The organism is Flavobacterium sp. AJR (assembly GCF_002156885.1).
Lineage (GTDB): Bacteria > Bacteroidota > Bacteroidia > Flavobacteriales > Flavobacteriaceae > Flavobacterium.
The window spans coordinates 1-23,112 of record NZ_NCWQ01000099.1 but is presented as its reverse complement, the minus strand read 5'-3'; the positions used below and the strand labels follow the sequence as shown (position 1 = coordinate 23,112).

19 protein-coding genes and 1 pseudogene are annotated in these 23,112 nt (G+C 33.6%); 7 read left to right on the top strand and 13 right to left on the bottom strand.

What is annotated here, in order from left to right; all coding sequences use genetic code 11:
- Positions 1-740: 740 nt before the first annotated feature.
- Positions 741-1,406: pseudogene (locus B8T70_RS20530) on the bottom strand (IS6 family transposase).
- Positions 1,407-1,681: 275 nt separating this feature from the next.
- On the opposite strand from B8T70_RS20530, the gene B8T70_RS20525 reads away from it, so the two are divergent.
- Positions 1,682-2,668, top strand: coding sequence for a YhcG family protein (locus B8T70_RS20525; RefSeq protein ID WP_039116386.1), 987 nt, complete (start codon positions 1,682-1,684; stop codon positions 2,666-2,668).
- Positions 2,669-2,743: 75 nt separating this feature from the next.
- On the opposite strand, the gene B8T70_RS20520 is transcribed toward B8T70_RS20525, so the two are convergent.
- On the bottom strand, positions 2,744-3,409 hold the full coding sequence (locus B8T70_RS20520) for an IS6 family transposase (RefSeq protein ID WP_039116387.1): 666 nt from the start codon (positions 3,407-3,409) through the stop codon (positions 2,744-2,746).
- A 17-nt stretch (positions 3,410-3,426) separates the two neighbouring features.
- On the opposite strand from B8T70_RS20520, the gene B8T70_RS20515 reads away from it, so the two are divergent.
- Positions 3,427-3,810: a Fic family protein gene (locus B8T70_RS20515; protein ID WP_082001870.1), complete on the top strand. Its 384-nt coding sequence runs from the start codon at positions 3,427-3,429 to the stop codon at positions 3,808-3,810.
- Between the two features lie 913 nt (positions 3,811-4,723).
- On the opposite strand, the gene B8T70_RS20510 is transcribed toward B8T70_RS20515, so the two are convergent.
- The 7 genes from B8T70_RS20510 to B8T70_RS20475 all read right to left on the bottom strand — a co-directional run bounded on the left by B8T70_RS20510 (position 4,724) and on the right by B8T70_RS20475 (position 12,864).
- A complete protein-coding gene (locus B8T70_RS20510; protein ID WP_086896050.1) occupies positions 4,724-5,317 on the bottom strand; it encodes a short chain dehydrogenase in 594 nt (197 codons plus the stop codon).
- Between the two features lie 26 nt (positions 5,318-5,343).
- Positions 5,344-6,393, bottom strand: coding sequence for an NAD(P)/FAD-dependent oxidoreductase (locus B8T70_RS20505; RefSeq protein ID WP_086896049.1), 1,050 nt, complete (start codon positions 6,391-6,393; stop codon positions 5,344-5,346).
- A gap of 316 nt (positions 6,394-6,709) precedes the next feature.
- On the bottom strand, positions 6,710-7,558 hold the full coding sequence (locus B8T70_RS20495) for a helix-turn-helix transcriptional regulator (RefSeq protein WP_086896047.1): 849 nt from the start codon (positions 7,556-7,558) through the stop codon (positions 6,710-6,712).
- Between the two features lie 337 nt (positions 7,559-7,895).
- Positions 7,896-8,381, bottom strand: coding sequence for a hypothetical protein (locus B8T70_RS20490; RefSeq protein ID WP_086896046.1), 486 nt, complete (start codon positions 8,379-8,381; stop codon positions 7,896-7,898).
- A 128-nt stretch (positions 8,382-8,509) separates the two neighbouring features.
- On the bottom strand, positions 8,510-9,694 hold the full coding sequence (locus tag B8T70_RS20485) for a porin (RefSeq protein ID WP_086896045.1): 1,185 nt from the start codon (positions 9,692-9,694) through the stop codon (positions 8,510-8,512).
- Positions 9,695-9,701: 7 nt separating this feature from the next.
- A complete protein-coding gene (locus B8T70_RS20480) occupies positions 9,702-11,042 on the bottom strand; it encodes an anaerobic C4-dicarboxylate transporter family protein (protein ID WP_086896044.1) in 1,341 nt (446 codons plus the stop codon).
- A 412-nt stretch (positions 11,043-11,454) separates the two neighbouring features.
- The gene (locus tag B8T70_RS20475; RefSeq protein WP_086896043.1) at positions 11,455-12,864 is read right to left on the bottom strand and encodes an aspartate ammonia-lyase; all 1,410 of its coding nucleotides are present in this window, start codon (positions 12,862-12,864) and stop codon (positions 11,455-11,457) included.
- 886 nt (positions 12,865-13,750) lie between these two features.
- On the opposite strand from B8T70_RS20475, the gene B8T70_RS20470 reads away from it, so the two are divergent.
- The 3 genes from B8T70_RS20470 (at position 13,751) to B8T70_RS20460 (ending at position 17,420) form a co-directional block, all read left to right on the top strand.
- Complete coding sequence (locus B8T70_RS20470) at positions 13,751-15,226, top strand: hypothetical protein (protein WP_242667529.1); 1,476 nt, start codon at positions 13,751-13,753, stop codon at positions 15,224-15,226.
- Positions 15,227-15,348: 122 nt separating this feature from the next.
- Positions 15,349-15,636, top strand: a complete 288-nt coding sequence (locus tag B8T70_RS20465) for a hypothetical protein (protein WP_086896042.1) — start codon at positions 15,349-15,351, stop codon at positions 15,634-15,636.
- The gene (locus B8T70_RS20460) at positions 15,633-17,420 is read left to right on the top strand and encodes a T9SS type A sorting domain-containing protein (protein ID WP_242667528.1); all 1,788 of its coding nucleotides are present in this window, start codon (positions 15,633-15,635) and stop codon (positions 17,418-17,420) included. The genes B8T70_RS20465 and B8T70_RS20460 overlap by 4 nt, the downstream gene beginning before the upstream one ends.
- Before the next feature lie 178 nt (positions 17,421-17,598).
- On the opposite strand, the gene B8T70_RS20455 is transcribed toward B8T70_RS20460, so the two are convergent.
- The 4 genes from B8T70_RS20455 to B8T70_RS20440 all read right to left on the bottom strand — a co-directional run bounded on the left by B8T70_RS20455 (position 17,599) and on the right by B8T70_RS20440 (position 20,250).
- Entirely contained in the window at positions 17,599-18,129 is a 531-nt protein-coding gene (locus B8T70_RS20455; RefSeq protein ID WP_086896041.1) for a YoaK family protein, read from the bottom strand.
- Between the two features lie 42 nt (positions 18,130-18,171).
- Entirely contained in the window at positions 18,172-18,882 is a 711-nt protein-coding gene (locus B8T70_RS20450) for a DUF4386 domain-containing protein (RefSeq protein ID WP_086896051.1), read from the bottom strand.
- A gap of 313 nt (positions 18,883-19,195) precedes the next feature.
- The gene (locus B8T70_RS20445) at positions 19,196-19,627 is read right to left on the bottom strand and encodes a DUF6326 family protein (protein ID WP_086896040.1); all 432 of its coding nucleotides are present in this window, start codon (positions 19,625-19,627) and stop codon (positions 19,196-19,198) included.
- Positions 19,628-19,800: 173 nt separating this feature from the next.
- A complete protein-coding gene (locus tag B8T70_RS20440; protein WP_086896039.1) occupies positions 19,801-20,250 on the bottom strand; it encodes a GNAT family N-acetyltransferase in 450 nt (149 codons plus the stop codon).
- Positions 20,251-20,378: 128 nt separating this feature from the next.
- Between B8T70_RS20440 and B8T70_RS20435 the strand changes: the two genes are divergently transcribed.
- Positions 20,379-21,887 carry a PLP-dependent aminotransferase family protein gene (locus B8T70_RS20435; RefSeq protein ID WP_123912136.1) on the top strand — a complete coding sequence of 503 codons (1,509 nt, stop codon included), beginning with the start codon at positions 20,379-20,381 and terminating at the stop codon, positions 21,885-21,887.
- 101 nt (positions 21,888-21,988) lie between these two features.
- The gene (locus B8T70_RS20430; protein ID WP_086896037.1) at positions 21,989-22,816 is read left to right on the top strand and encodes an NAD(P)H-binding protein; all 828 of its coding nucleotides are present in this window, start codon (positions 21,989-21,991) and stop codon (positions 22,814-22,816) included.
- Positions 22,817-23,112: the final 296 nt, after the last annotated feature.

Sequence of the window (23,112 nt, the reverse complement as noted above, 5' to 3'; positions counted from 1 at the left end):
ATATTAATAGTATAAATTATCTATATTAACTATTTATAAAATTTATCTTGGTCAAATGTCACTGTGAATAAATTTCTATTTTGCTCAACTAAATTGCGTCAGCAGTGCAGAAGTAATTAGGAACTTTCATACCAATTTACGGTACAAATAATTACCCCTATCCTATGCAATCTATCATTTATCCGACTGATAGTTTGCTTTAATTTATTTCAATATGGTATCATCTGTATTTATTTTCCAATTTTGCCCTCACAGGGTTGACATAATTGGCTTTCTTATTAGACAAGTTTGTTTTAAATATTGTTTCATTAATATAAAGTTTAAAAAGCTTAAAAATAACAATCTTACTTTTATCGAAAAACATAAGTATCTCAAAATTAAAAAGATGCAAGCATCTCACCTTTATTATTTTATTTTGCAAAGGTCGATTCAAAGTTGAATTATACGATTTACTATTTTTAGGCCCTCATTGTACCTAAAATTCTTGAACTTCAATAAACAAAGGTTTGCTAACTTCTGGCTCCGCAGCTGGCAAAATAATACTACAAACAATAACAAAATGATTAAAAATATTTATAATAACTATTTTAATCATTATCTTATTTACTTTCCTTTCAGTTTTGGTATTTAGACAATTTAGTCCAACAAATTAACATATTAGAAGAATCTAGGTTCAGTCATTCGGTTGGGTTCTGTCGCATCTGTCAGAAACAAATATAAGAATTTAAGTAATTTAAAAGTTAGCCTGCTAATTTACAGAATGATTTAAACATAGTTATCCCTGGACTAACCATCTGATTCTTTCTCAACATATGCACAACTTCAATTCCGCCCAATGTTCGTCTTGCCGATTCAAAGCTTTTAAAGCCTAATCCATTTCGTATTCGCTACTTGATAAAACGATGATCTTGTTCAATAATATTATTGAGGTATTTACACTGTCGGATTTTAATCTTTGAGAAAGAACGCCTGTTATAAACTTTAATTGCTGCAGTATTAGAACCGCTTTTATCAATATTTATTACTCTTGGCCGGTAGTTATTAATAATTGCTTTAATTAGAAAAGACTGAGCGCTCATTCTTTGTCTTTTTCTGGTCAGAAGGAAGTCAACCGTATTGCCTCATTTACCTACTGCCTTATATAAATAACACCAAATTCCTTTTACTTTAATATACGTCTCATCCATTCTCCAACTCTTCCCCACTCTGGCTTTTCTATTCTTCATCTCTGCCTCAATGAAAGGCATAAACTTATAAACCCAGCGTTGGATCGTAGCATAATCAACAATCACACCCCTAATTTTCATTATTTCTTCAACGTCACGATAGCTAAGTGTAAATCTTAATTTAAAATACACTGCCTGCAGAATTACGTATTTTGGATAACAATGACCTTTGGTATTCATTTTTTATTAGTTTTGAAAAACCAAAGATAAAACTTAATCATAGATGCGACAGAACTATAATCGCTTCAGATATATAAAACAATCGTTTTGCGAGATCATATACCTGGAGATTAATTGATTATGACAATACCAAGTAATTTGTGCAAGCAGCACTTGCACATTATCATTAATAAAATTTAATATCCTTAAATTATATATATTTGCTTTTAATTGAACTTCCTTTCATCTTATCCTAACAGAACTCTTTTTTGAGTAGTCACCTTAAATTTAAAGTTATGCTTCAAAATCAATTCATCGATATCTTAAATCTCATCAAACAGTCAAGATTGAAGGCGGTTAAAGCGGTTAATACAGAATTAATAGAGTTGTATTGGAACATAGGGAAATATATAGATCAGAGAGTTGAAACTCAACAATGGGGCAATGCTGTTGTGGATGAATTAGCAAATTATCTGCTCCTAAACGAACCCTCATTAAAAGGATTTTCAAATAAAAATCTTTGGCGTATGAAACAATTTTATCAGCAATATAAGGATCATCCAAATCTCTCAACACTGTTGAGAGAAATTAGCTGGTCCCATAATCTGGCTATTTTCTCCAGATGCAAAACTATCGAAGAAAAAGAGTTCTATCTCAAAATCTCCAAACAAGAAAATTATAGTTTCAGAGAACTCGAACGACAAATTTCGTCAAGTCTTTTTGAACGCACTATACTGGGAAATACAAAACTCTCAACAGCGTTGAGAGAAATACACCCTGAAATAATTAATACACTAAAAGACAGTTATATTTTTGATTTTCTAAATCTTTCTGAACCTCATAGCGAAAGCGATCTACAGAAAGGGTTGATCAAGCAGATGAAAAATTTCATTCTTGAGCTTGGCAGAGATTTTCTGTTTGTGGGTGAGGAGTACAAAGTTCAAGTAGGGAACAGTGACTTTTATATTGATTTATTATTTTATCACCGAGCCTTGCAGTGTCTTATTGCTTTTGAACTTAAAGCCGATAAGTTTAAGCCTGAACATTTAGGCCAGATCAACTTTTATCTAGAAGCCCTTGACAGGGATGTAAAAAAAGAAAATGAAAATGCAAGTATAGGAATTCTGCTTTGCAAAGACAAAGATAGTGAGGTTGTAGAATATGCTTTAAGTAGAAGTCTATCTCCAACTATGGTTGCTGAATATAAAATGCATCTACCCGATAAAAAATTACTTCAGCAAAAAATCCATGAATTATTCAACAGCAATTTAGAAATTGAATAAATCTACTCTCTCGAAATATTACTGGTTCTGTCGCATCTGTCAGAATCAAATATAAAAATTCAAGTAATTTAAAAGTTAGCCCGCCAATTTGCAGAATGATTTAAACATAGATATCCCTGGTTTGACCATCTGATTCTTTCTAAGCATATGCACAACTTCAATTCCACTCAATGTTCGCCTGGCCGATTCAAAGCTTTTAAAGCCTAACCCATTTTGTATCCTCCATTTTATAAATCGATGGTCCTGTTCTACAATATTGTTGAGATATTTACACTGTCGAATTTTAATCTTTGAGAACGAAAGCTTATTATAAACTTTGATCGCTGCAGTATTTGAACCGCTTTTATCAATGTTTATTACTCTTGGGCGGCAGTTATTACTAACGGCTTTAATTAGAAATGACTGAGCGCTCATTCTTTGTCTTCTTCTGGTCAAAAGAAAATCTACTGTATTGCCTAGTTTATCTACTGCTCTATATAAATAACACCAAATAACTTTAACTTTGATATAGGTCTCATCCAACCTCCAACTTGTACCTACTTTACCTCTTCTCTTCTTCATCTCTACCTCAAGCAAAGGTGAAAACGTATAAACCCAACGCTGAATCGTGGCATGATCCACAATGACTCCTCTAATCTTCATTATTTCTTCAACATCCCGGTAACTAAGTGTAAATCTTAGTTTGAAATATACTGCCTGAAGAATTACGTATTTTGGATAACAATGCCCTTTAGTATTCATCTTTTGATCGGTTTAAAATTCTAAAGATAAAAGTTATTCCCAGATGCGACAGAACCGAGACTTGTCCCCCTAAACAAGTTGCTCAAAAAATGAAAGAACTTCTCTCTACTTACCATACTATTAAAAATAAAACTATTGAAGACATCGTCGATTTTCATTATAAATTCGAAATCATACATCCCTTTCAAGATGGAAACGGTCGCGTGGGTCGGTTAATTATTTTCAAAGAATGTCTCGCAAACAATATTGTTCCATTTATCATTGATGAACAGCTTAAACTTTTTTACTATAGAGGACTTCAGGAATGGAATAATGTAAAGGAATATTTGATGGATACCTGTCTTACGGCTCAAGATAATTACAAATCTATCCTCGATTATTTCGAGATCGAATACAAATAAAATATAAAATCAAAATATTTCGATTTATCTTGAAAAAATATTTAATTTTGACTTGACAAAACGAAATATAGTAGTCATTCTAAACAAGTTAAACCACAAAAGAGTATCTTAAAATCGTAAAAAAATGATATTTTAATTTTCGTGGCAAAATCGTGCCACAGTACTTTATAAATAATTGAAAATGCAGTATATGCATGGGTTTAGACCGTTAAGTTCGAATCCTGTTCTCCCCTCCCCTTTAAAATACAAAAACGTCTCATATTAATCGAATATATTTTATACATTTGTTTCAACCATTGGTCTAATGTGTTCTTAAAAAAAGATGTTATTACGGTTAAACAAAATTCTACATAACAACTAAAAAATAAGATTTGTTTGTTTTTGTTTCGTTATATTTTGTTCAGATTTTGTACCTCTATTGTACCTCGATATCTTTCAAACCCAGTAAATACTGGTTGCTAATTTCTGCATCGGAAAATAGATCGACAAAACAACGCAAAACAATAATAAATAAACGAGTTAAAATACTTACTATCAATATTTTAACTCGTTTGTTTCATTCTCTATTTAATTGTTATGCATTATTTTACTTAAATTTGTACCCTATTTGAAACTCTTCTATTATCCATTTCGAAGCCTTTCAGTCTCAACACAACTTTCTGACTCTTGAGGAAGCAAAAAAGCTCTTTACAACTTCTTGTTCAAAAGAAATCGTGTATAAAATTTCGAAGTTTTCCCTTTTAACTGGGAAAAGATTTACTTTTTTAAATGAGAAATTTAGCACATCCAGTCATAATTTCAAACTATCAAGATACTATTAAAATGAGAATAAGGTTTTCGATTGTAGTCCCATCAACTCCGCTAAAACAGTTTAAAGCTACATAACAAAAGTTGCTTTAAACGATACTGAAGGTTATGGTTGTATAACCTTACCTGTAACATGGCCAAACAGGCTTTTTCGGAATGCATATTCAAGCTGTTTCATAGTGGTAGGAATCTCTCCGGGGAAGTACTGGAAATATTGAGGAGAGTTCTCAATAACAGTGGGGCTTACCGCGTTGATTCTGATACCATTTCCCAATTCAATGGCTGCCCCGCGCACGAAACCTTCCACGGCCCCATTGGCTGCCGATGCATTAGCGAAGTTCATTTGGGGCTCATGCGTCAAAGCGCCGGTTATAAGAGTAAATGATCCCTTTGGGTTGATATGCTTCTGGCCGATGAGCACCAGGTTGATCTGTCCCATCATTTTCCCTTCTACTCCCAGGCGAAAAGTCTCGTTATTCAGTTTTTTCCAAGGCCCCACAAAGGTAGGACCTGCTGTAGAGATGAGTGCATCAAAAGGACCTGCCATAAGAAACATCTTTTCTATTGATGCTGCCGAAGTGATATCCGTATCAATATCACTGTCTTTAGAGGCTACCCTAATGATTTCATGATCTTTTTCAAGAGCAGCGGCAAGATATGTACCCATGGCGCCTGTAGCACCAACTAAAATGATTTTCATTGTTTAAATTTTAAAAGTGAATATTCTTAGTATTTCATTGAAGCAGTATACTGGAACTGATCGAGGATTATTTTTTTACTGGCAGACATGCCAGCCGCAGTGCCCATTGCTACTGCATTGGCAACCGTACGCATGTGGGTGCTGTTATCCCCACAGGCGTAAATACCAGGTACAGAAGTTTCCTGTAAAGCGTTGGTCTTAATATAGCCCTTTTCTGTAAGCTCACAGTCCAAAGTTTCCGGTATCCTGCTTTGAAGTTCAAAGGGTCTTGGAGCATATAAAGCCGATAAAGTAAATTTGGTACCATCTTTAAAAAAAATGGTATTGATATACCCGTTATTATGTTCTAGTTTTTGAATTTCTTTTTCGATTATAGTAATCTGATGCTCCTGCAACGCAAGGGACTGCTCATCGGTTAGACTTGTTTTTCCGTTTGTAAAAACGGTAAGGTCTTTGGTCCAATTGGAAATAAGCCTTGCAACATCAAACGCCTGTTCACCATTGGCTAAAATACCGGTTCTCAAACCCCTTACTTCATAACCATGGCAGTATGGGCAATGTATCACAGAAATACCCCAGCACTCAGCAAAACCTTCAATTGCAGGCATGAGATCCCTGATTCCTGTGGCGAAGATTAATTTCCCTGCCCTAAATACCTCATCTGTGGCAAGGCATATTTCAAATCCATCATCCGTCTTTTTCCCTGTTGTTGCAAGCCCGTTATAAAATTTCACATTCTCATATCGTTCTACCTGTGAACGTGCCACCGCTGCAATGCCTGCTGGGGTATTTCCATCTTGGGTAAGAAAGTTGTGCGAGTGTGGCGTCTGCGCATTGCAGGGCTTTCCACTATCGATAATAAGAACTTGTTTCAGTGCGCGCCCAAGAGCCATCGCGGCGGCAAGGCCAGAATAGCTACCACCGACAATGATGGCATCATATAGTGTTTTGTCTTTCATAATAGGTCGTTTTATAAAGCCTAAGCCTTGAATTGGTACAGCCAGTGTTGCTAAAGCCAAACTGACCTGTGCAATGAATTTGCGTCGGGATAGTCCAGAATTATCTTCGGGTATCATGCTTTATTTTTTATCGTGTGAAGAAATCCAGCGGCCTAACAAAAGATCGACCAACGGAACACCCACAAAGACAATCCACGGTACAAGTGCCAGTGTAAGGATTAAGGTTCTCACATAGAGTGGCAGCCCAGAGAGTGCCTCCCCGAAAAGAAACAGGAACAAAGTGATGGAGGGATAGATCGCAAGCCAGATCTTAAAGGATGCGATAAGTTTCATTTTTGTCTTCATATAGAGTACTTATGGGATTATTATATATCCACAAAGTTATAGAGGACTTTAGCCCTAAGGATAGGACAAAAACGGGATTGAATAGGACTTATTTTGAAATAATCCTGAAAGACTCCGGCGAGTGGCCTGTGTGCTTTTTAAAGAATCTGATAAAATAAGAGGGATCATCATAGCCAAGGTAATAGGCAATCTGGTTTACCTGATCTGAAGTGGCCAGGAGCTGTCGCTTTGCCTCAAGGATGATATGCTCGCTGATTATATCTGAAGGGGTCTTATTGAGCAACGATCTGGTAATAGCGCCAAGCTGATAGGTCGAAAGGTTAAGCATATCCGCATAATGGGTAACTTGTTTGAATTGTGCGATGCCTGTGTCGAGCATTTCAAAAAATTCATCTAGTTTTTCCTGAGGATACTGTCTGTCAACTATCGCCTTACTTTCGTTATTGTGGCGGAGCCTTAATAGTTCAATAAAAAAGACACTAAGGTTTGCTTTTATTACTTCCCGATATCCTTCGCGCTCTTCCAAAAACTCCCTTACTATATCGTCGAGAAGTACAATTAACCTATTCTCATTGCCATCGGCAAGTGTGCATATACTTTTATGACTCAGTTTTCGCAGCAGCTCCTGCGAGATGGAAAATCCATTTTTAAATTGAAGAAGATATCCTGTACTGCCCGCCTTCAACGTCAGCCGGTGCACTTGGCCCGGCTTCATAAAGAATATGGAATTATTCGTCACCTGATACGGGATAAAGTCAATTTCATGACTTCCTGCACCGTTCTTGATTACCAACACATAGAAAAAGTCATGCCTGTGCAGGCTTTCAACCATATCTTTCCCTTCTGATAATGATTCAATAGTGCGTATAACGAAGTTGCCCAATAAATGGGGTTCTTTTGTAGCATCCTTAATAGATCGTACCGGAATGACTTCCATCACTTTATTAGTTTAAACACTTTATACAGCCACATAAAAACCATATATCGTTCTTTAATACTTTACAAAGCTATACAATTTACTGAAAATCATAAGGGTTAATATAAGCGTAACTACATTAAATTGATGGTATCTCTGAAAATTATTATTTCAGTTGCTACTTTCCCTTTGCGTGATGGCCTTTTCAACATTTAAGGTAGTAATGAATACCGACGTAGATATGAATAATCTTGCTCGCTTCTGGCTCTATTTTAAGTATCGTTGTCTGATATTAATCATCTGTTTCTCTCTTAACATCTATTAGATTAGAAAATGAATTTCGTAACTCACTAGTTCATCATTGCCAAAATATGTCATCCCATTCTTTATTATTAAATTCATGAGAAAGCACTTCTTCATTTAATAAAATTTGATAGGACGGAAAATTATTTCTAATTGCATTAAATATATTTTTCTCTTCAAAGCGTATTAATGTTTCAAGGTCATCTTCAATTCTACTTAATGATTTTGCGACTTCATTTTTTTTAATAAAATGTTTTGCTAATCTACGGTGCTGTATTAAAACCTTGTGTACAAATACGTTTTCCGTTCCTAAATTTGGAAAAATATGCTCCTTCTCTATTTGAAAATGTGGGACTAATTGATTGATATAATACCAATCGGCATATTTTTTAATTCTATTTGGATCAATATTTCGTCTAATCCCCATACGAATTATCGAACATAACTCTAATGACTGTACGTGGTCACGATGCAAAAAACTAAGTGTTTTTTCTACATTTATTTCATTTTCTGTATCAATTATGGTGGTAGTTGAATTCATTTTTTATTTAGTATTAGGATATGTGATGTAAAAAAATCACAGGGAATATCGATATTATAAATCTGTTTGATACAGGATAGATAAAAACCACCCAAATTGAGTGGTTACTTAGAAAAATCTAAATGTGGTTATAAAACCAGTATTGGGGCAATAATTCCAAAGCTTAATCTTCCTGTATTTGCATCTTTCAAACCATACGTTTTTTCAGCATAAGAAGAGTAATCATATCTTCTGGCAATATAACCCAAATAAAATTTCAGATTCAAATCTTTAAAAGGATAGTATTCAACAGTCGGAATCAGACCATAGCTAATAAACAGTTTGTTGGATGCATTAACATCAGGATTGCCGTTCCAATACGAATTGTGGGTCATAAGGGTTAATACTAAATTTACTTTTGGTTTAACTCTATACTCTGCTCTTAACCAATTTTCGACGTATACCACATCTTTTGATGCATCTTCTCCCTTAACCAATTTTTGAACAATACCTCTACGGTCTAAATCTTCTGCACTATACTTAAAATCGTAATACAACAATAATTTATTGCTTTTAAACTTATTCCCAAGTGCGATATAATTCATGCTTGTATTTTTGGCTTCATTAAAAAAACCATAGCTATAAGACGTTTCAAATTTTCCTCCAAAAAAGCTTCCTTGCCAATTACTTACAAATGCCAAAGCCGTTTTCGATTCTACTGTCCCATCTGGTATATTATTATCGTATTGTTCTTTTAAAATATTTGTTCTTGAATCTAATATTTGAAACTTTAATGTGTTCTTGCCATCTCTTAACTTATGGGATATACCCGCACCTGTTAAATTGTGATCTGAGTTTTCCAAAATATCATTATACTCTAAAATATAAATTGCATTCATATCAAATTCATACCCTCCCAAATCAGCCAATAGTTTTCCCATAGAAAATTTGGTTCTAGGTGTAAAATCAATAAATAAAGCGGCAATATCAGTCGTTCTGTTTATGTTATCCTGACTACCTATTTTAGGCGTTCTGGTGTATCTGTCACGAAATCTAAAACTCACTTTTTCATGAATCTTTCCTTTTATTTCAAGTCTGAATTGACTAACTGAAAACACTGATTTTGAATAATCCCCATTTTTAAATTCGGAATTAAATCCAAAACGAGTATTAAAAATAACATCTATATCTCTTAATAAAGATTGCTTGGACGTAGGAATTATAGACTGATACATCTCAAGGTTCTCGCTTTGTTCTTGCGCAAGAATACTAATTGGGATCAATAAAACAATGAAACAAAACAACCCCCTTTTTATATTACTTATAGTTTTCATAATTCTTTTATAAAATAATTGAACCGATCAAAAAACCAACCGCAACCGCAACAACAGTAGCAACAATACCAGGTAGATTAAAACTATGATTGATAACATATTTACCGATTTTTGTACTTCCGGTTCTGTCAAAACTGATAGCTGCTAATAATGTCGGATAACCCGGTAATACGAAGAAACTATTTACTGTAGGAAAGGAAGCTATCAGAACTAAAGGGGAAAGCCCCAAAGCAATACCCAATGGTATCATCGTCTTAACGGCAGCTGCCTGGCTAAACATTATGATTCCTAAAAGAAATAAGGCTATAGCAAATGTCCAAGGATAAGCAGTAACAACGCTACCTAAAGACTCTTTGATGACAACCGAATTATTTTCCATAAAAGTAGAAGCCATCCAGACTACTCCAAAAACAGATATAACTGCCGAAGCCATAGAACTGAATAAACTAACTTGGGTAACAGCAACAGCGCTAGTTTTTGTAATTAACATCATCGCAGCAGAGGCAGATAAAGTGATTAAACAAATAACCGCTACCATTGAAACTGTTCCATCATCTTTAAGAACTAAATTTTTTGTTCCTGGTCCAAAATTGGGTAATAAACCTGGAAAGGCTCCAGCAATTACAATTAGTAAAATTGCAACACTAAAGATCATAACCGCAGTTTTAGCTCCGGTTCTTACTTTTGTTTCATTGCCTTCTATGTTAGAATCAATACTTTTGGCAAACTCTGAATCTTTCATTTTCTCAATAAATATTGGATCCTGATTTAATTCTAGTCCCTTTTTTCTAATCACAAAACAAGCAACTAATGTCCCAACAAGACCCGCAGGAATAGCAATCATCATGACATCAAAAAGAGCTCCCGGGTAACCTAACAATACTACAAGAGCTGCTGTACATGCACTAATAGGACTTCCTGTTAAAGCTAAGTGAGAAGCAATAACCGATATACTGAGAGGGCGCTCTGGGCGTATTCTTTTCTTTGTAGCAACTTCAGAAATGATGGGTAATATAGAATACACTATGTGGGAAGTTCCAGCAAATAAGCACAAAAAATAAGTTGCAAAAGGAGCAATAAAAGTAACATTTGAAGGATTATTTCGAATTACTTTTTCGGCTAAACTTACCAAGTAATCTAGTCCTCCTGACGCTTGAAGGGTTGCTGCTGTGGTTACAATAGCAATAATAATTAACATAACATCCATAGGCGGCTCCGTTGGTTTCATATGAAATCCTAATACGAAAATCACTAATCCGAAAATCCCCATTACACCGAGACCTATACCTTTCATTCGTGATCCGATAAGAATCGCGATTAAAAGGATTGAAAATTCTATCCAGAACATAATAATTGTTTTAAATTGATTTGATTTAGTCCACAATTATACCAGGAGGTACCTAAAAGCAGGACTCCTTCCAATTATAATTGAATACTATTTCTAAAAATATTTTTGAATCTTTGTTCTATCAGCTATTTTCAAAAAAGGAAATAGTAATAAAACGCTATCATTTGAGGATTAAGATTATCCCCAACAATAAAAAAAGGGTAGTGTTATCTTCATTAAGTAAAGTAAACCACTTGAATCTGTTGTATTTGAGTTTTATACAACAATATCTTTTCTGGATGTGTTCCAAGTGAATTACTTACAGAAGCATTAATACAACAGACTATCAAACCATTACAAACTATTCTTTTATCATTTTCGTTTGCTACTACCTTAACGATAAGATGGCTGGAGTCTGAACATTCATAGCTATTTATGAATTTATGAATTTTGGGTTTATCAAATTTTCTAATGAATAAATCTCATCCCATTTGTTTTGAGTAATTTCCTTACGTTCTATTACTACAATTTGATGTATACTTTTGTTTGTTTTAAGTACTTCTCCAGCTATACCAGCGCATACTTCATATCCAAGAATTGGATTCAGTTGTGTAACAATTCCAATACTATTCATAACCATATTAAAACAATGATCCGTATTAGCTGTAATTCCAACAATACATTTATCAACTAAGGTTTCAATTGCATTACCCAAATAATCTAATGAAGTAAACATCGCAAAAGCAATTACTGGTTCCATAACATTTAATTGTAACTGACCTGCTGATGCTGCCAACGTCACTGTTAAATCTTGACCAACAACATAAAAACAAGTCTGATTTACTACTTCTGGAATTACAGGATTTACTTTTCCTGGCATAATTGAAGATCCCGGTTGACATGCTGGCAAATTAATTTCATTAAATCCTGTTCTTGGACCTGAACTTAACAAACGTAAATCGTTACAGATTTTAGTGATTTTAACTGCAGTTCTTTTTAGAGTGCCCATAATTTGAACATATGCACCTGTATCAACTGTTGCTTCAATTAAATCTGGAGACAATGTTAGGGGAATACCTACTTCTTTCACTAAATAATCCACACAAATCTCAGGATAACCTTCTGGAGCATTTACTTTAGTTCCAATAGCAGTTGCTCCCATATTAATTTCTAACAATAAACTTTGTGCCTCTTTTAATCTCTTAATATCTTCTCCAATTGTAGTTGCATAGGCATGAAACTCTTGCCCCAAAGTCATAGGGACTGCATCTTGTAATTGTGTACGTCCCATTTTTAATACCCTTTTAAACTCTACTCCTTTTTCAGAAAAAGCAACTTCTAAACTGCTTAAAATAGCAATAAAGCGTTCCATTTTTAGATAAAGTGCAATTCTAAATGCTGACGGATATGCATCATTCGTAGACTGAGAACAGTTTACATGATTGTTAGGATGCAGGAAATTATATTCTCCTTTTTTATGACCTAAATATTCCAGCCCAATATTTGCGATTACTTCATTTGCATTCATGTTTACTGACGTTCCAGCACCACCCTGAATCAAATCACTAACAAACTCCTGATCAAATTTACCTGCAATAAGCTGGTCACTTCCATAACAAATAGCTTCGGTAATTTTTGCATCTAAAACACCACAATCTTTATTTGCTAATGCAGCAGCTTTTTTTACATATCCTAAGGCTTTAATAAACAAAGGCTCTTTTGAAATTGAGATACCAGTAATATTAAAATTTTCTACGGCTCTAAAAGTCTGTATACCGTAATATAAATGATTCGGGATTTCTAATTCACCTAAAAAATCATGCTCTTTTCTTGTAGTTTTCATAATAAAATTAATTTCTAATTATTTAATAAATTGTTATAAGTATTTCTAAATACTTTATTGAAAGGATTATTACTAAATTCTGCAAAGCTTGCAAGCATATTTACTGAGGAGTAATCATTATTCTGATGTAAATGTGCGCTTGCTATGATGGTAAAAGGATGATAATTATCATAACGGTTCAGTTATTTTTAAAAAAATTAGCTGCAAATTTTATTCGGACATATTAGTAACCTGTTTGCTTTTGTAATTGTAGTTACTGTCATTGGGTTTATACCATTTTTGGCATAACCTGAGATGCCTGAGACAACTCAACATTACAATTGCAAGAAGTAGATGTTTGCCAAAATAATACTGAGTGAGCGTAAGATTTTTGTTATAATTTATTTTACAGGGCCAAATGTAGATTCAGAAAACCTGAAAATACTGTAGTACTTTAGCAATGCAAAAAAACCTTTAGATTATAGGTATGATTTAAGATAAGGGTTCGGTCACATCTGTTTTATTAAAACAGATTAAAATGGCAGCCTAATAAAAACACATAAACCATGTAATTATTTAGGACTCATACATTATAAAAAAATCATCTGAAATTTTCCTAAGATATACACTACAATTAATTTTTATTTATTTCTATTCTATTTTAAACTAAAAAAAAGTTTTTTAGATTCAATTTATTGAGGTTCATACAGTTGCTAGCAGTGACTCCCACTGTTGAAACTAACAAATAAATTCATGGAGGTTTTTGTTTATTTTATTAAATTATTTCTAATAAAAAGCAATAAATAATATATAATTTTCAAATATTGTTATTTAATTCTAGTAATTCCTTAATTAAAGGTTACGTTTACTAAAGACCCCAAGTCTATATTTTAAACTAAACCTACTTATGAAAAAAATCTACTTGTTTTTATTTTTTGTCACGCAACTGACAAGTGCTCAAATTGGAATTGGAACAGTTACTCCTCATGCTTCTTCGATACTACATATCGAATCTACTACTCAGGGACTGATTACCCCACGAATGACTTCGACTCAAAGAATTGCAATTGCATCTCCAGCCAATGGCTTATTGGTTTTTGATACAACTGTTGGAAATTTTTATTATTATGATACGCCTACCTTAGTATGGATTCAGTTAAGTGGGGACAAACAGGGACGTTTAAAATATAAATTAATAAAATCAACTGATGTATTAGCTACGGTTTTGGCCAGTGAAAAAACTGCTGGTGGTGGTACAAAATACCTTATGGATTCCACTACACTTTATGAAATTAATGGCGCTATCAATGTTGATTTACCTATTGAACTAAATGGTTGTTATATAATTGGACAAGATTCTACAGAAGATAAACTTGTTAAAGCTTCTGGAGATCTTTTTTCTGGTACCACTGGTGGGTCTATAAGAGTGCTGACATTAACAGCTACTGGAGGAAATGTTTTTAATATTACTGGTTCAGGTACTTTAACACAGAGTATTATTATTAGAGACTGTATTGTTACAAGCTCTGCTATTGTTGGTAAACTTCAAAATTTTGCCTTTGTTTTTGTTAGTATTGTTCAATATATCGGTAATGGAGCAGGAATAGTGTATCAGGACATTAGTAAGTTGTTGCTTAGTAATGCGGGATGGTTTGGTAACAATGCAGGTACCTATGAAAAATTACAAGGTACTTTCGGCTTAGTAGCCAAACAAGGAGGATTTAGTGAAGTTATTGGAGCCAGCATAGGATTTGATGTTTCGACTAATCCTGTAATTCAAGGTGATGCAGTAGTAGAAACAGTAGTGTTTACAGGTGCACTAACCACTGGGAAATATGTAAACGGATATAGTCCTGCACCTTATACAGGATTTAATTTTAATAATAATTGGTCAGTAAAGTGTACAGGAATCCCTACCGAAGGTGATTCAGGAGCAACAGGATCAGTATATCTAAATCGTGCTGGTACAACCCAGGCGCCAACTTTAATAGGGACACAGAATGTAGGTGTTAAACTAAATATTACTGCTGGATTAAGTACTAATCTTTATAGAACAACTGCTACTACAAATAATAATATTGCTTATACAGGCAAAAAAGGCAGGATATTCCAGATAAATTGTGCTTTGTCTTTTGATAGTACGACAGGTACTACAAATACAGAATATGTATTTTATTTTGTTAGAATACCCGCTGCAGGAGGAACAGATCCTCAACTATCTTCTGAGACTTTTATTGACACTAATGCGGGTTATGTTCAATCATTTCCCATACAAGGTTCTGTTATGCTCAATACAGGAGACTCTATAGAGTTATGGATAAAACGTAATAATGCCAATACACAAAGTGTTACGGTTCGTTCATTTAACATGACCATAAAATAATATAAGTTTTTTTTTACCAAAACCATTTTGCAGCTCAGAATTTACTTTTTGTAATTTCTGAATGTGTTGGTGTATTTAATCCCAAGATGAACATATAACTGTTCATAAAATAAATAAAACTTATGGAACCTATAAATATTAGATTACTCTTTATAATTGCTACATTACTTTTAGTACATGCAGTTGTTTCTGCGCAAGCACCTCCAGCACCTGGTGATCCGCAGCCAGAATTACCTATAGATAATGGTATACCATTGTTAATGATTTCGGGGCTTTTATTGGCTATTTATGTTATTAGAAAGAAAAAAAAGATACCAATACCATCCCAAATACCATTATTAATTCTAGAAGATAAACAGGAAAAAGTTGTTGAGAAAGTTTGTATAAATAACATAAAAACAAGATTATGAAAAAAATAATACTACTAGTAATCTTGTTGTTTTCCTTAAACTCCTTTTCTCAAATTTATTTCGGAACTAATACAGCTATGTATGTAAAGAATGAATTGCTTTATGTTAAGCAGGATATTAATTTGCAGTCAAATTCTATTCTCTATTTAAGGAACCGTTCGCAATTAGTTCAGGGAACGACTAGTACATCTCTAAATAGTGGAACAGGAATAGTATCTGTATATCAAGAAGGAACTTCGGATAATTTTGATTATAATTATTGGTGTTCTCCTATTGGGAGTACTGCTGCTACAGGAAATGGAAATTTTGGCATTACAATGCTAAATAGACCTTTATCGGCTACGACAGCTGAAGTAGCTATAGTATTGCCACTAGCCACTAAGGATGGAATTTCGAATCCGCTTTCGATAGCGGCACGATGGATTTATAAATTAATTAATGCTAATAGTTATTCTCAATGGATTTACATCGGCGGTGCCAGTACTATTGCTTCGGGGGAAGGATTTACAATGAAAGGTACTGGCGGAACCGATAATTTAGATGCCGAAAGCAATGGTGTTCAGAACAATCCTGGAGGAATTGGTGCACAACGATATGATTTTAGAGGCAGACCAAATGATGGTAATATTACGGTAAGTTTAGGGCTTAATAATGCAACCTTGTCAGGAAATCCATATCCATCAGCTTTACATCTTAATGCTTTTCTTTTGGACACTGACAATACTGCCGGAACAGGAATTGCTTACTTTTGGGAACAAAACAAAGCTGTAAATTCTCATTTCATTGCCGATTATAGAGCAGGATACGGGAGTTACTCACCCATAAGTTTGGGGAGTAATGGAGTGTATGTACCAGCTACTTTTAATTCGTATAATGATGATGGTTCTTTAAATACAACAGGTACCTCTTCAGGATTGGTAATTGCACGAAAATATTCACCCATTGGTCAAGGATTTATTTTAAATGGTAGAATAACAGGAACAGTTACTTTAAAAAATTCGCATAGAGCGTATTATAAAGAAGGGAATCCGTTGACTCAATTTGAGCGTCCTGCTAAAAATAAAGCTTCAAAAATTAGTGAGTCTATACCTAATACCTCCTATTTTAAGTTAAATGCAATACTTAATAATCAATTTACCAGACAGCTGGCATTGGCTTTCTTACCCGAAGCAACAGATGGGGTTGATTATGGAATTGATGCACTAAATATGGATGCATCACTTCCCAATGATGTCAGTTTTTTATTGGAAGATAAGAATTATGTAATTCAAGGAGTCAATTTTGAAGAAACTAAAAAAATACCTTTAGCAGTAAAAGCCACAAATAATACCACTATAAAATTCTATGTTCCTGAGGTAATAAACTTTGATCTCTCTCAGTCTATTTATATCCATGACGCCTTGGATGATTCTTATCATGATATAAAAAATAATGTGTACGAAGTAGCAGTTCCGAAAGGAACATATAGCGACAGGTTTAAAATTACTTTTATAGACGAAAAAAAATTAAATACAAAAGATTTAACAAAGCCAATATTTACCATTAATCAAAATAATACAGACCAGAAGTTAATGATTTCCAATACGACCCAAGTTGACATTAAGTCGGTAATAGTATATGATATGTTAGGAAGAATAATTTTATCAAAGGAAATACTCGGAAACAACCAGCATTATTATTTTTCGACTAGTGGGTTAAGTTCTGGAATATATATAGTTGAATTATTGACTGTTGACACTTTAAAAACCACACAAAAAGTTATTATTTCTAATTCTGGCAAATAAAGAAAAATATATTTATTAATATACCTATTATAAAATTTCCTCTAATTTGTTTCTAGTCATCTTATATTATTTTGTTCCTATTTTGTACTTCAACATAGGAACAAAATAAAGACTGGCTTGTTAATTTCTGGAGCACTAATACAATTCTTAGATGCGATAAGATCCTCCAAGCAGGTTTTTACATATTATCTGATGAAACATTCACTACTCGCCTATACTTTCTCTTCAATAACACCAGATTAAACCTGACCCTGTCATATATCAATCCTACTAACAAAGCTGCTACTCCGATAAACAAGACATGTAATCCAATATTAGAATAAAAAATCCCACCAACAATCCCACCAACAAAAAAGAAACTGATAATAGTGCCACGCAATTTTATGGAAATAAATAACTTTTTTCTAAAGCTTGATTCCCCATAAAAAAATAATTGGGATAATTCAATTCCAAGATCAGTAAAAAGCCCTGTTAAATGGGTTGTCCGAACTGTTGCATTAGAAATTTTTGTTACCAGTGAATTCTGTAAACCCATTGCGAAAAGTAAAGTATAGGCTATAAAATCAGGACTATCACTAATTAAATACTTTCCAAAAATAGCAACACAAAATAAAATAATACTTTCAATTGCTGTTGGAACTATGTAACTGTATTTTTCGTTTTTTCGTAAAAGATATTCTACAACTAGGCTGGAAAAAAAAGATCCCATAAAAAAAAAGAATCAAAAATCGTTAACCAAAAATCATTTTTATTAATTAACTACAGGTTTATTCTTTGCTCCCATTATCAATAGCCACAAACAAGTTCCTATTTCGCCAATACTTGCCGGCAATCTTACAATAGAAGAAATTCCGAGCTCAGCATAATTAGATAATAAAGAGAAACCTAAAAAGTTTATGAGATAACTAAAGCAACCCAACATCAAAAAAACACCTAAAATTCTAGGTAAAAATCCTGATTTATAAACCAAATAACCAAAAGGAAACAACCACAAACCCCAAAAAATATGAACGATTAAATTCCCATAATCATATTGGTTAAGATAAAACAAAACCTGATTTTGTAATTGCTCATTTGTATACACTTTCTGAAGACTTGGATCACTAACCAGCGAGAGTACAGCAAACTTATTAAGCATATTTACAAAAGATATTGGTACACTTACAACCGCTAAAACAACCATCGCTTGAGCATAAACCTTATTAACCGATTTGAGTAATCGATATAAAGCAAGAGGAAGAAATACAAAGAAAGTATAACATATTAAGCCACTCACAATCCCAAGTCTGAAAAGGAATTGAGAATGTACAATGTTATTAAAAGTTGTCGCAGCATTATCCCAAACAATCAATTTTGACGGAATATAAGCCAAGCTAATAATCCCAGTTAAGACAACAACGAGATATAACAAACCTGCAATTCTTGCCATCTTCTTATTCGAAACTTCTATCTGATTTTCCATTATTTCTTTATTTATAAAAAATTTCATTTAACACATAGGAACATAGGCTTTATAGGTAAAAAAGAATACAAAAAGAAATACATTTCTTTCACATAGCTAGCTCTGTGCTTTTAAAACAAGTGAAACGCCTTCTTTGAGAATACAAAATCTATGTCCCTATGTGTTAAAATAATTACACCAACGGGTTTGTCTTAATTAATCGCTATCATTTTATCCTGCAAGGTCTTTTTTTTGACCTTGTAGGTATTTAATTTAAGAAGACCTAACAGTCCCGAAGCTTCGGGATAAAAACCTGTTAGGTCTAATCTGCAAATTATACCAGTCTAGGCCATTTATACGCCTGCCAAACAATCAATATGGTAATAGTGCTTTCTACCAAAGCCAAAAAAACATAAAAAGCCCACCACGGAGCAAGTGTAGTTGCTGCAATTAACAACATAATTGCAGTATAAATAATTCCGAAGATTATATTTAGTAATCTGGCTAGTTTAGGTTTTAATAGTATTGACAAAAAAATCATCAAAGATGGAATTACCATAAGTATCGTTGCGGCAAACAATTTTATCGGATTATCAAGCATATTATCGCCACTTACAAAACCCTGAATTTTGTTAGGAACATAAAGAGAAAAATAATCTCCATAGATATAACAAAACATAACCGAAGCCCATAAAGCCGAAAGTTTGATTCTCACATTTACCTTGAAATCTTCAAATCTGCTAGTATTAATCTCTTTTGCACTCATAATAAACACTTTATCTATTTAGTATGACGAGGTTAAACTCATTATGTTACATTGATATTTTTATTTTTTTAAGAAAATTTTAAGTTCTTAAAATAAGACAAATACAAAAAGAGCTGCTCCAATTATTCAGAGACAGCTCATTTTATGCTTACATATTATATACAACACGCTTATTAAGCGTTCTTCCACCAATTGTAATAGTTATGGTCTTGGTCTAATTCGAAACCACATTTAGGATACAAAATATTTCCGATTTCATTTGTCTTTTCGGTTTCCAATAATAAACCACAAGCATCAGTTTCATCACAAAATTGCTTACATCTATCGATTAAATCTTTAGAAAAACCTCTGCCTCGAAAATCGGGTGTAACAAATAAATCACTTAACAACCATTGTCGTTGTAATGCCTTATAATGATATAAAGGGTACAATTGTGCAAAACCTACAAATTTCCCATCAGCTTTAATTAAAAAAGTAGTTGTTTCATTGTTACTGATTCTATCTTTAAGGAAAGCCTTCCCTATTTCGACATTCGATTCTTGTCTATAAAAAACACGGTAACTGTCAAACAATTCTGCAAATTCATCCAAATGGTCTAACGTAGCAATTTCAATGTGTTTCATAATTTAAAATTTTATTAATGATTTATAAAAGAGCAAATATCATTTATTACAGGAGTGTTTAATTAATCCAGTTTTTACAAATAAATAGGTCCAGATATAATTACTCAATATGCATAAAAAGGCTAATTTTGAACCAAAACACCATTCCTTTTTTTAATAAACACAAAGAACCGATGCTAAGAACCTGGAAGACTATTTTTAATATTTCGTTTAATTCTGACCAAACCTTAGTAGAGCAAATAAGCGAAGTAATCCGAAAAGAAATTATTAAAGGAAGACTAGAAAGAGGAACACCTTTACCTGGCAGCAGAGTCCTGGCCGAAGATATTGGAGTAAACCGAAAAACGGTTGTTTTTGCTTACGAAGCACTTATCGAAGAAGGATGGCTGGAGAGCAAACACAAATCCGGAACCTATATATCCCAGAATCTACCGTTAATAAAGAAACACCAAACCACTCCTTCAAAAAAGACGAGCACTTTTGAACATATCCATTACAACCCTTTTTACCTTACCGACCATGCTCTGGAAGGAAGCCGAATTGTTTTTAATGAAGGAGGGCCAGATACACGACTTGTACCACTCAACGAGTTATCGAGAGCATACAAACGTATCTTTCAACGCAAAGGAAAATGGGGATTACTAGGTTATAGCAGCGAAAAAGGAGATTACAAACTCCGGGAAATGCTCTCCGTAATGCTTTCTCGTGATAGAGGACTTAATGTAAATCCTGATAACATTTGTATAACCCGTGGAAGCCAGATGGCAATATATCTTGTTACCAAAGTTCTTATTAAATCTGGCGATACAGTGGTGGTCGAAAATCCCGGATATTATGCCGTACAAAAGATATTTCGCGAAACAGGAGCTATTATAAAAACAGTCGAAATAGACAAAGATGGAATCAATGTTAAAGCTCTTGAAGAGTTATGTCGCAAGACAAAAATCAAAGCAGTATACGTTACGCCACATCATCAATTCCCCACTACGATTACTATGAAAGCGGGACGAAGAATACAATTACTCGAACTTTCCTTAAAATATAATTTTGCTATAATCGAAGATGATTATGACCACGAATACCATTTTGGAATAGGAAATAATCTAGCATTGGCAAGTAATGAAAAATCAGATAATGTTATTTACATCAGTTCGTTAAGCAAACTCTTAGCACCAGCTATACGTGTAGGTTACGTAACAGGACCAGCAGCTTTTATGGATTCTTTGGTAAACCTCCGTGTACAAATAGACCGTCAAGGAGATACCATCTTAGAACATGCCATAGCCGAATTAATGGAAGATGGAACTATCAAAAGGCATTCTCGTAAAGTTGTAGCGATTTACAAAGAAAGACGTGACATAATGGAATCCTGCTTACATGAAAATTTTGGAGATGCAATTAGCTTTCATAAACCTGCAGGAGGATTAGCTTTTTGGATAAAATTTAATGCCCCAATAAACCTCATCCAATATATTGCCCTATTAGAGCAAAAAGGAGTTCAAATTGTACCTCCTAATAGTTTTTATTTAGATAATCAACCTTCTAATTTCATCAGACTTGGTTATGGTTCTTTAAATAAAGGAGAACTTATTGAAGGGTTAAAAATCATGGGGAATGTTTTTAAGGAATTAAAATAAACCAACAATTCTTTTCAAACAAATCTTAGTTCTTTTAAGACAAATGATTTAGTTATAATACAAACACCTTTGTATCAGTATTCACTTAAAAAAATATTGATATGGACACAAAGAAAATTTTAATACTTGGTGCAACAGGAAAAACAGGTCGCAGAGTAGTCGAAAGATTAAAAAAGATAACTAACGTAGAAACTCGCCTAGGTTCACGAAATGAAAAAATTCCCTTCGATTGGGAAAATCCCGAATCATGGGCAGATGTTATTAAAGACATCGATTCAGTTTATATTACTTTTCAACCAGATTTAGCCATTCCCTCGGCAGAAGATACAATCAGGAGATTTACCAAATTTGCTACACAAAACGGTGTACAAAAAATGGTTTTATTATCTGGCAGAGGCGAAAAAGAAGCTCAAATTTGTGAAGAAATTGTAAAAGCGACTGCCAAACATTGGACAATTATAAGAGCAAGTTGGTTTAATCAAAACTTTAGCGAAAGCTTTTTTCTGGATCCAATACTTGCCGGTATTGTAGCTCTACCCAGAGCCGAAGCACTAGAACCATTTACAGATGCAGATGACATTGCCGATGTAGTAGTCGAATCACTTTTGTATGATATTCACAACGGACAAACCTATGAACTTACAGGTCCACAACTACTAACATTTGGGCAGGCTGTCGCTGAAATTGCCAGAGCAACAAACAGAAACATTACTTTTCAAGCTTTGACTTTAGAACAATACGATCAAATGCTACAAGAATATCAATTACCCGAAGATTATATTTGGTTAGTAAATTATCTTTTTGAGCAAGTACTCGACGGAAGAAATTCACATATCACCAATGATATAGAAAGAGTCCTTGGCAGAAAACCAAAAGATTTTACTACATACGCACAGTTAACATCCAAAACTGGTGTTTGGAATACATAAGAATTTAATAAATACATCTATTTCCAGAAGAATAAACAGATGAAAACCCAATCTAAAAGATAATCTAAAGTGATACCGTCTGGACATAACTACAAGAAGTAAACACGAATTTCACGAATTGACACGAATTAGTTTGTGGAATTAATTTCACAAACTAAATTATCCATTAAAATTTGTGCAAATTCGTGAAATTCGTGTTCAAAATTTATTTATAATATTTCCGTCCACACAATAGTCTAAAAGCTATCTTTTTTTTTATTTAATTCAAAAAAATCATGATCTAATTACAAAAAGAG

What these genes read in the sequence shown, in the direction of transcription:
- B8T70_RS20525 (WP_039116386.1), top strand. Translation starts at nt 1,682, where the DNA reads ATGCTTCAAAATCAATTCATCGATATCTTAAATCTCATCAAACAGTCA.
- B8T70_RS20520 (WP_039116387.1), bottom strand. Translation starts at nt 3,409, where the DNA reads ATGAATACTAAAGGGCATTGTTATCCAAAATACGTAATTCTTCAGGCA.
- B8T70_RS20510 (WP_086896050.1), bottom strand. Translation starts at nt 5,317, where the DNA reads ATGAAAATCATTTTAGTTGGTGCTACAGGCGCCATGGGTACATATCTT.
- B8T70_RS20505 (WP_086896049.1), bottom strand. Translation starts at nt 6,393, where the DNA reads ATGATACCCGAAGATAATTCTGGACTATCCCGACGCAAATTCATTGCA.
- B8T70_RS20495 (WP_086896047.1), bottom strand. Translation starts at nt 7,558, where the DNA reads ATGGAAGTCATTCCGGTACGATCTATTAAGGATGCTACAAAAGAACCC.
- B8T70_RS20490 (WP_086896046.1), bottom strand. Translation starts at nt 8,381, where the DNA reads ATGAATTCAACTACCACCATAATTGATACAGAAAATGAAATAAATGTA.
- B8T70_RS20485 (WP_086896045.1), bottom strand. Translation starts at nt 9,694, where the DNA reads ATGAAAACTATAAGTAATATAAAAAGGGGGTTGTTTTGTTTCATTGTT.
- B8T70_RS20480 (WP_086896044.1), bottom strand. Translation starts at nt 11,042, where the DNA reads ATGTTCTGGATAGAATTTTCAATCCTTTTAATCGCGATTCTTATCGGA.
- B8T70_RS20475 (WP_086896043.1), bottom strand. Translation starts at nt 12,864, where the DNA reads ATGAAAACTACAAGAAAAGAGCATGATTTTTTAGGTGAATTAGAAATC.
- B8T70_RS20470 (WP_242667529.1), top strand. Translation starts at nt 13,751, where the DNA reads ATGAAAAAAATCTACTTGTTTTTATTTTTTGTCACGCAACTGACAAGT.
- B8T70_RS20465 (WP_086896042.1), top strand. Translation starts at nt 15,349, where the DNA reads ATGGAACCTATAAATATTAGATTACTCTTTATAATTGCTACATTACTT.
- B8T70_RS20460 (WP_242667528.1), top strand. Translation starts at nt 15,633, where the DNA reads ATGAAAAAAATAATACTACTAGTAATCTTGTTGTTTTCCTTAAACTCC.
- B8T70_RS20455 (WP_086896041.1), bottom strand. Translation starts at nt 18,129, where the DNA reads ATGGGATCTTTTTTTTCCAGCCTAGTTGTAGAATATCTTTTACGAAAA.
- B8T70_RS20450 (WP_086896051.1), bottom strand. Translation starts at nt 18,882, where the DNA reads ATGGAAAATCAGATAGAAGTTTCGAATAAGAAGATGGCAAGAATTGCA.
- B8T70_RS20445 (WP_086896040.1), bottom strand. Translation starts at nt 19,627, where the DNA reads ATGAGTGCAAAAGAGATTAATACTAGCAGATTTGAAGATTTCAAGGTA.
- B8T70_RS20440 (WP_086896039.1), bottom strand. Translation starts at nt 20,250, where the DNA reads ATGAAACACATTGAAATTGCTACGTTAGACCATTTGGATGAATTTGCA.
- B8T70_RS20430 (WP_086896037.1), top strand. Translation starts at nt 21,989, where the DNA reads ATGGACACAAAGAAAATTTTAATACTTGGTGCAACAGGAAAAACAGGT.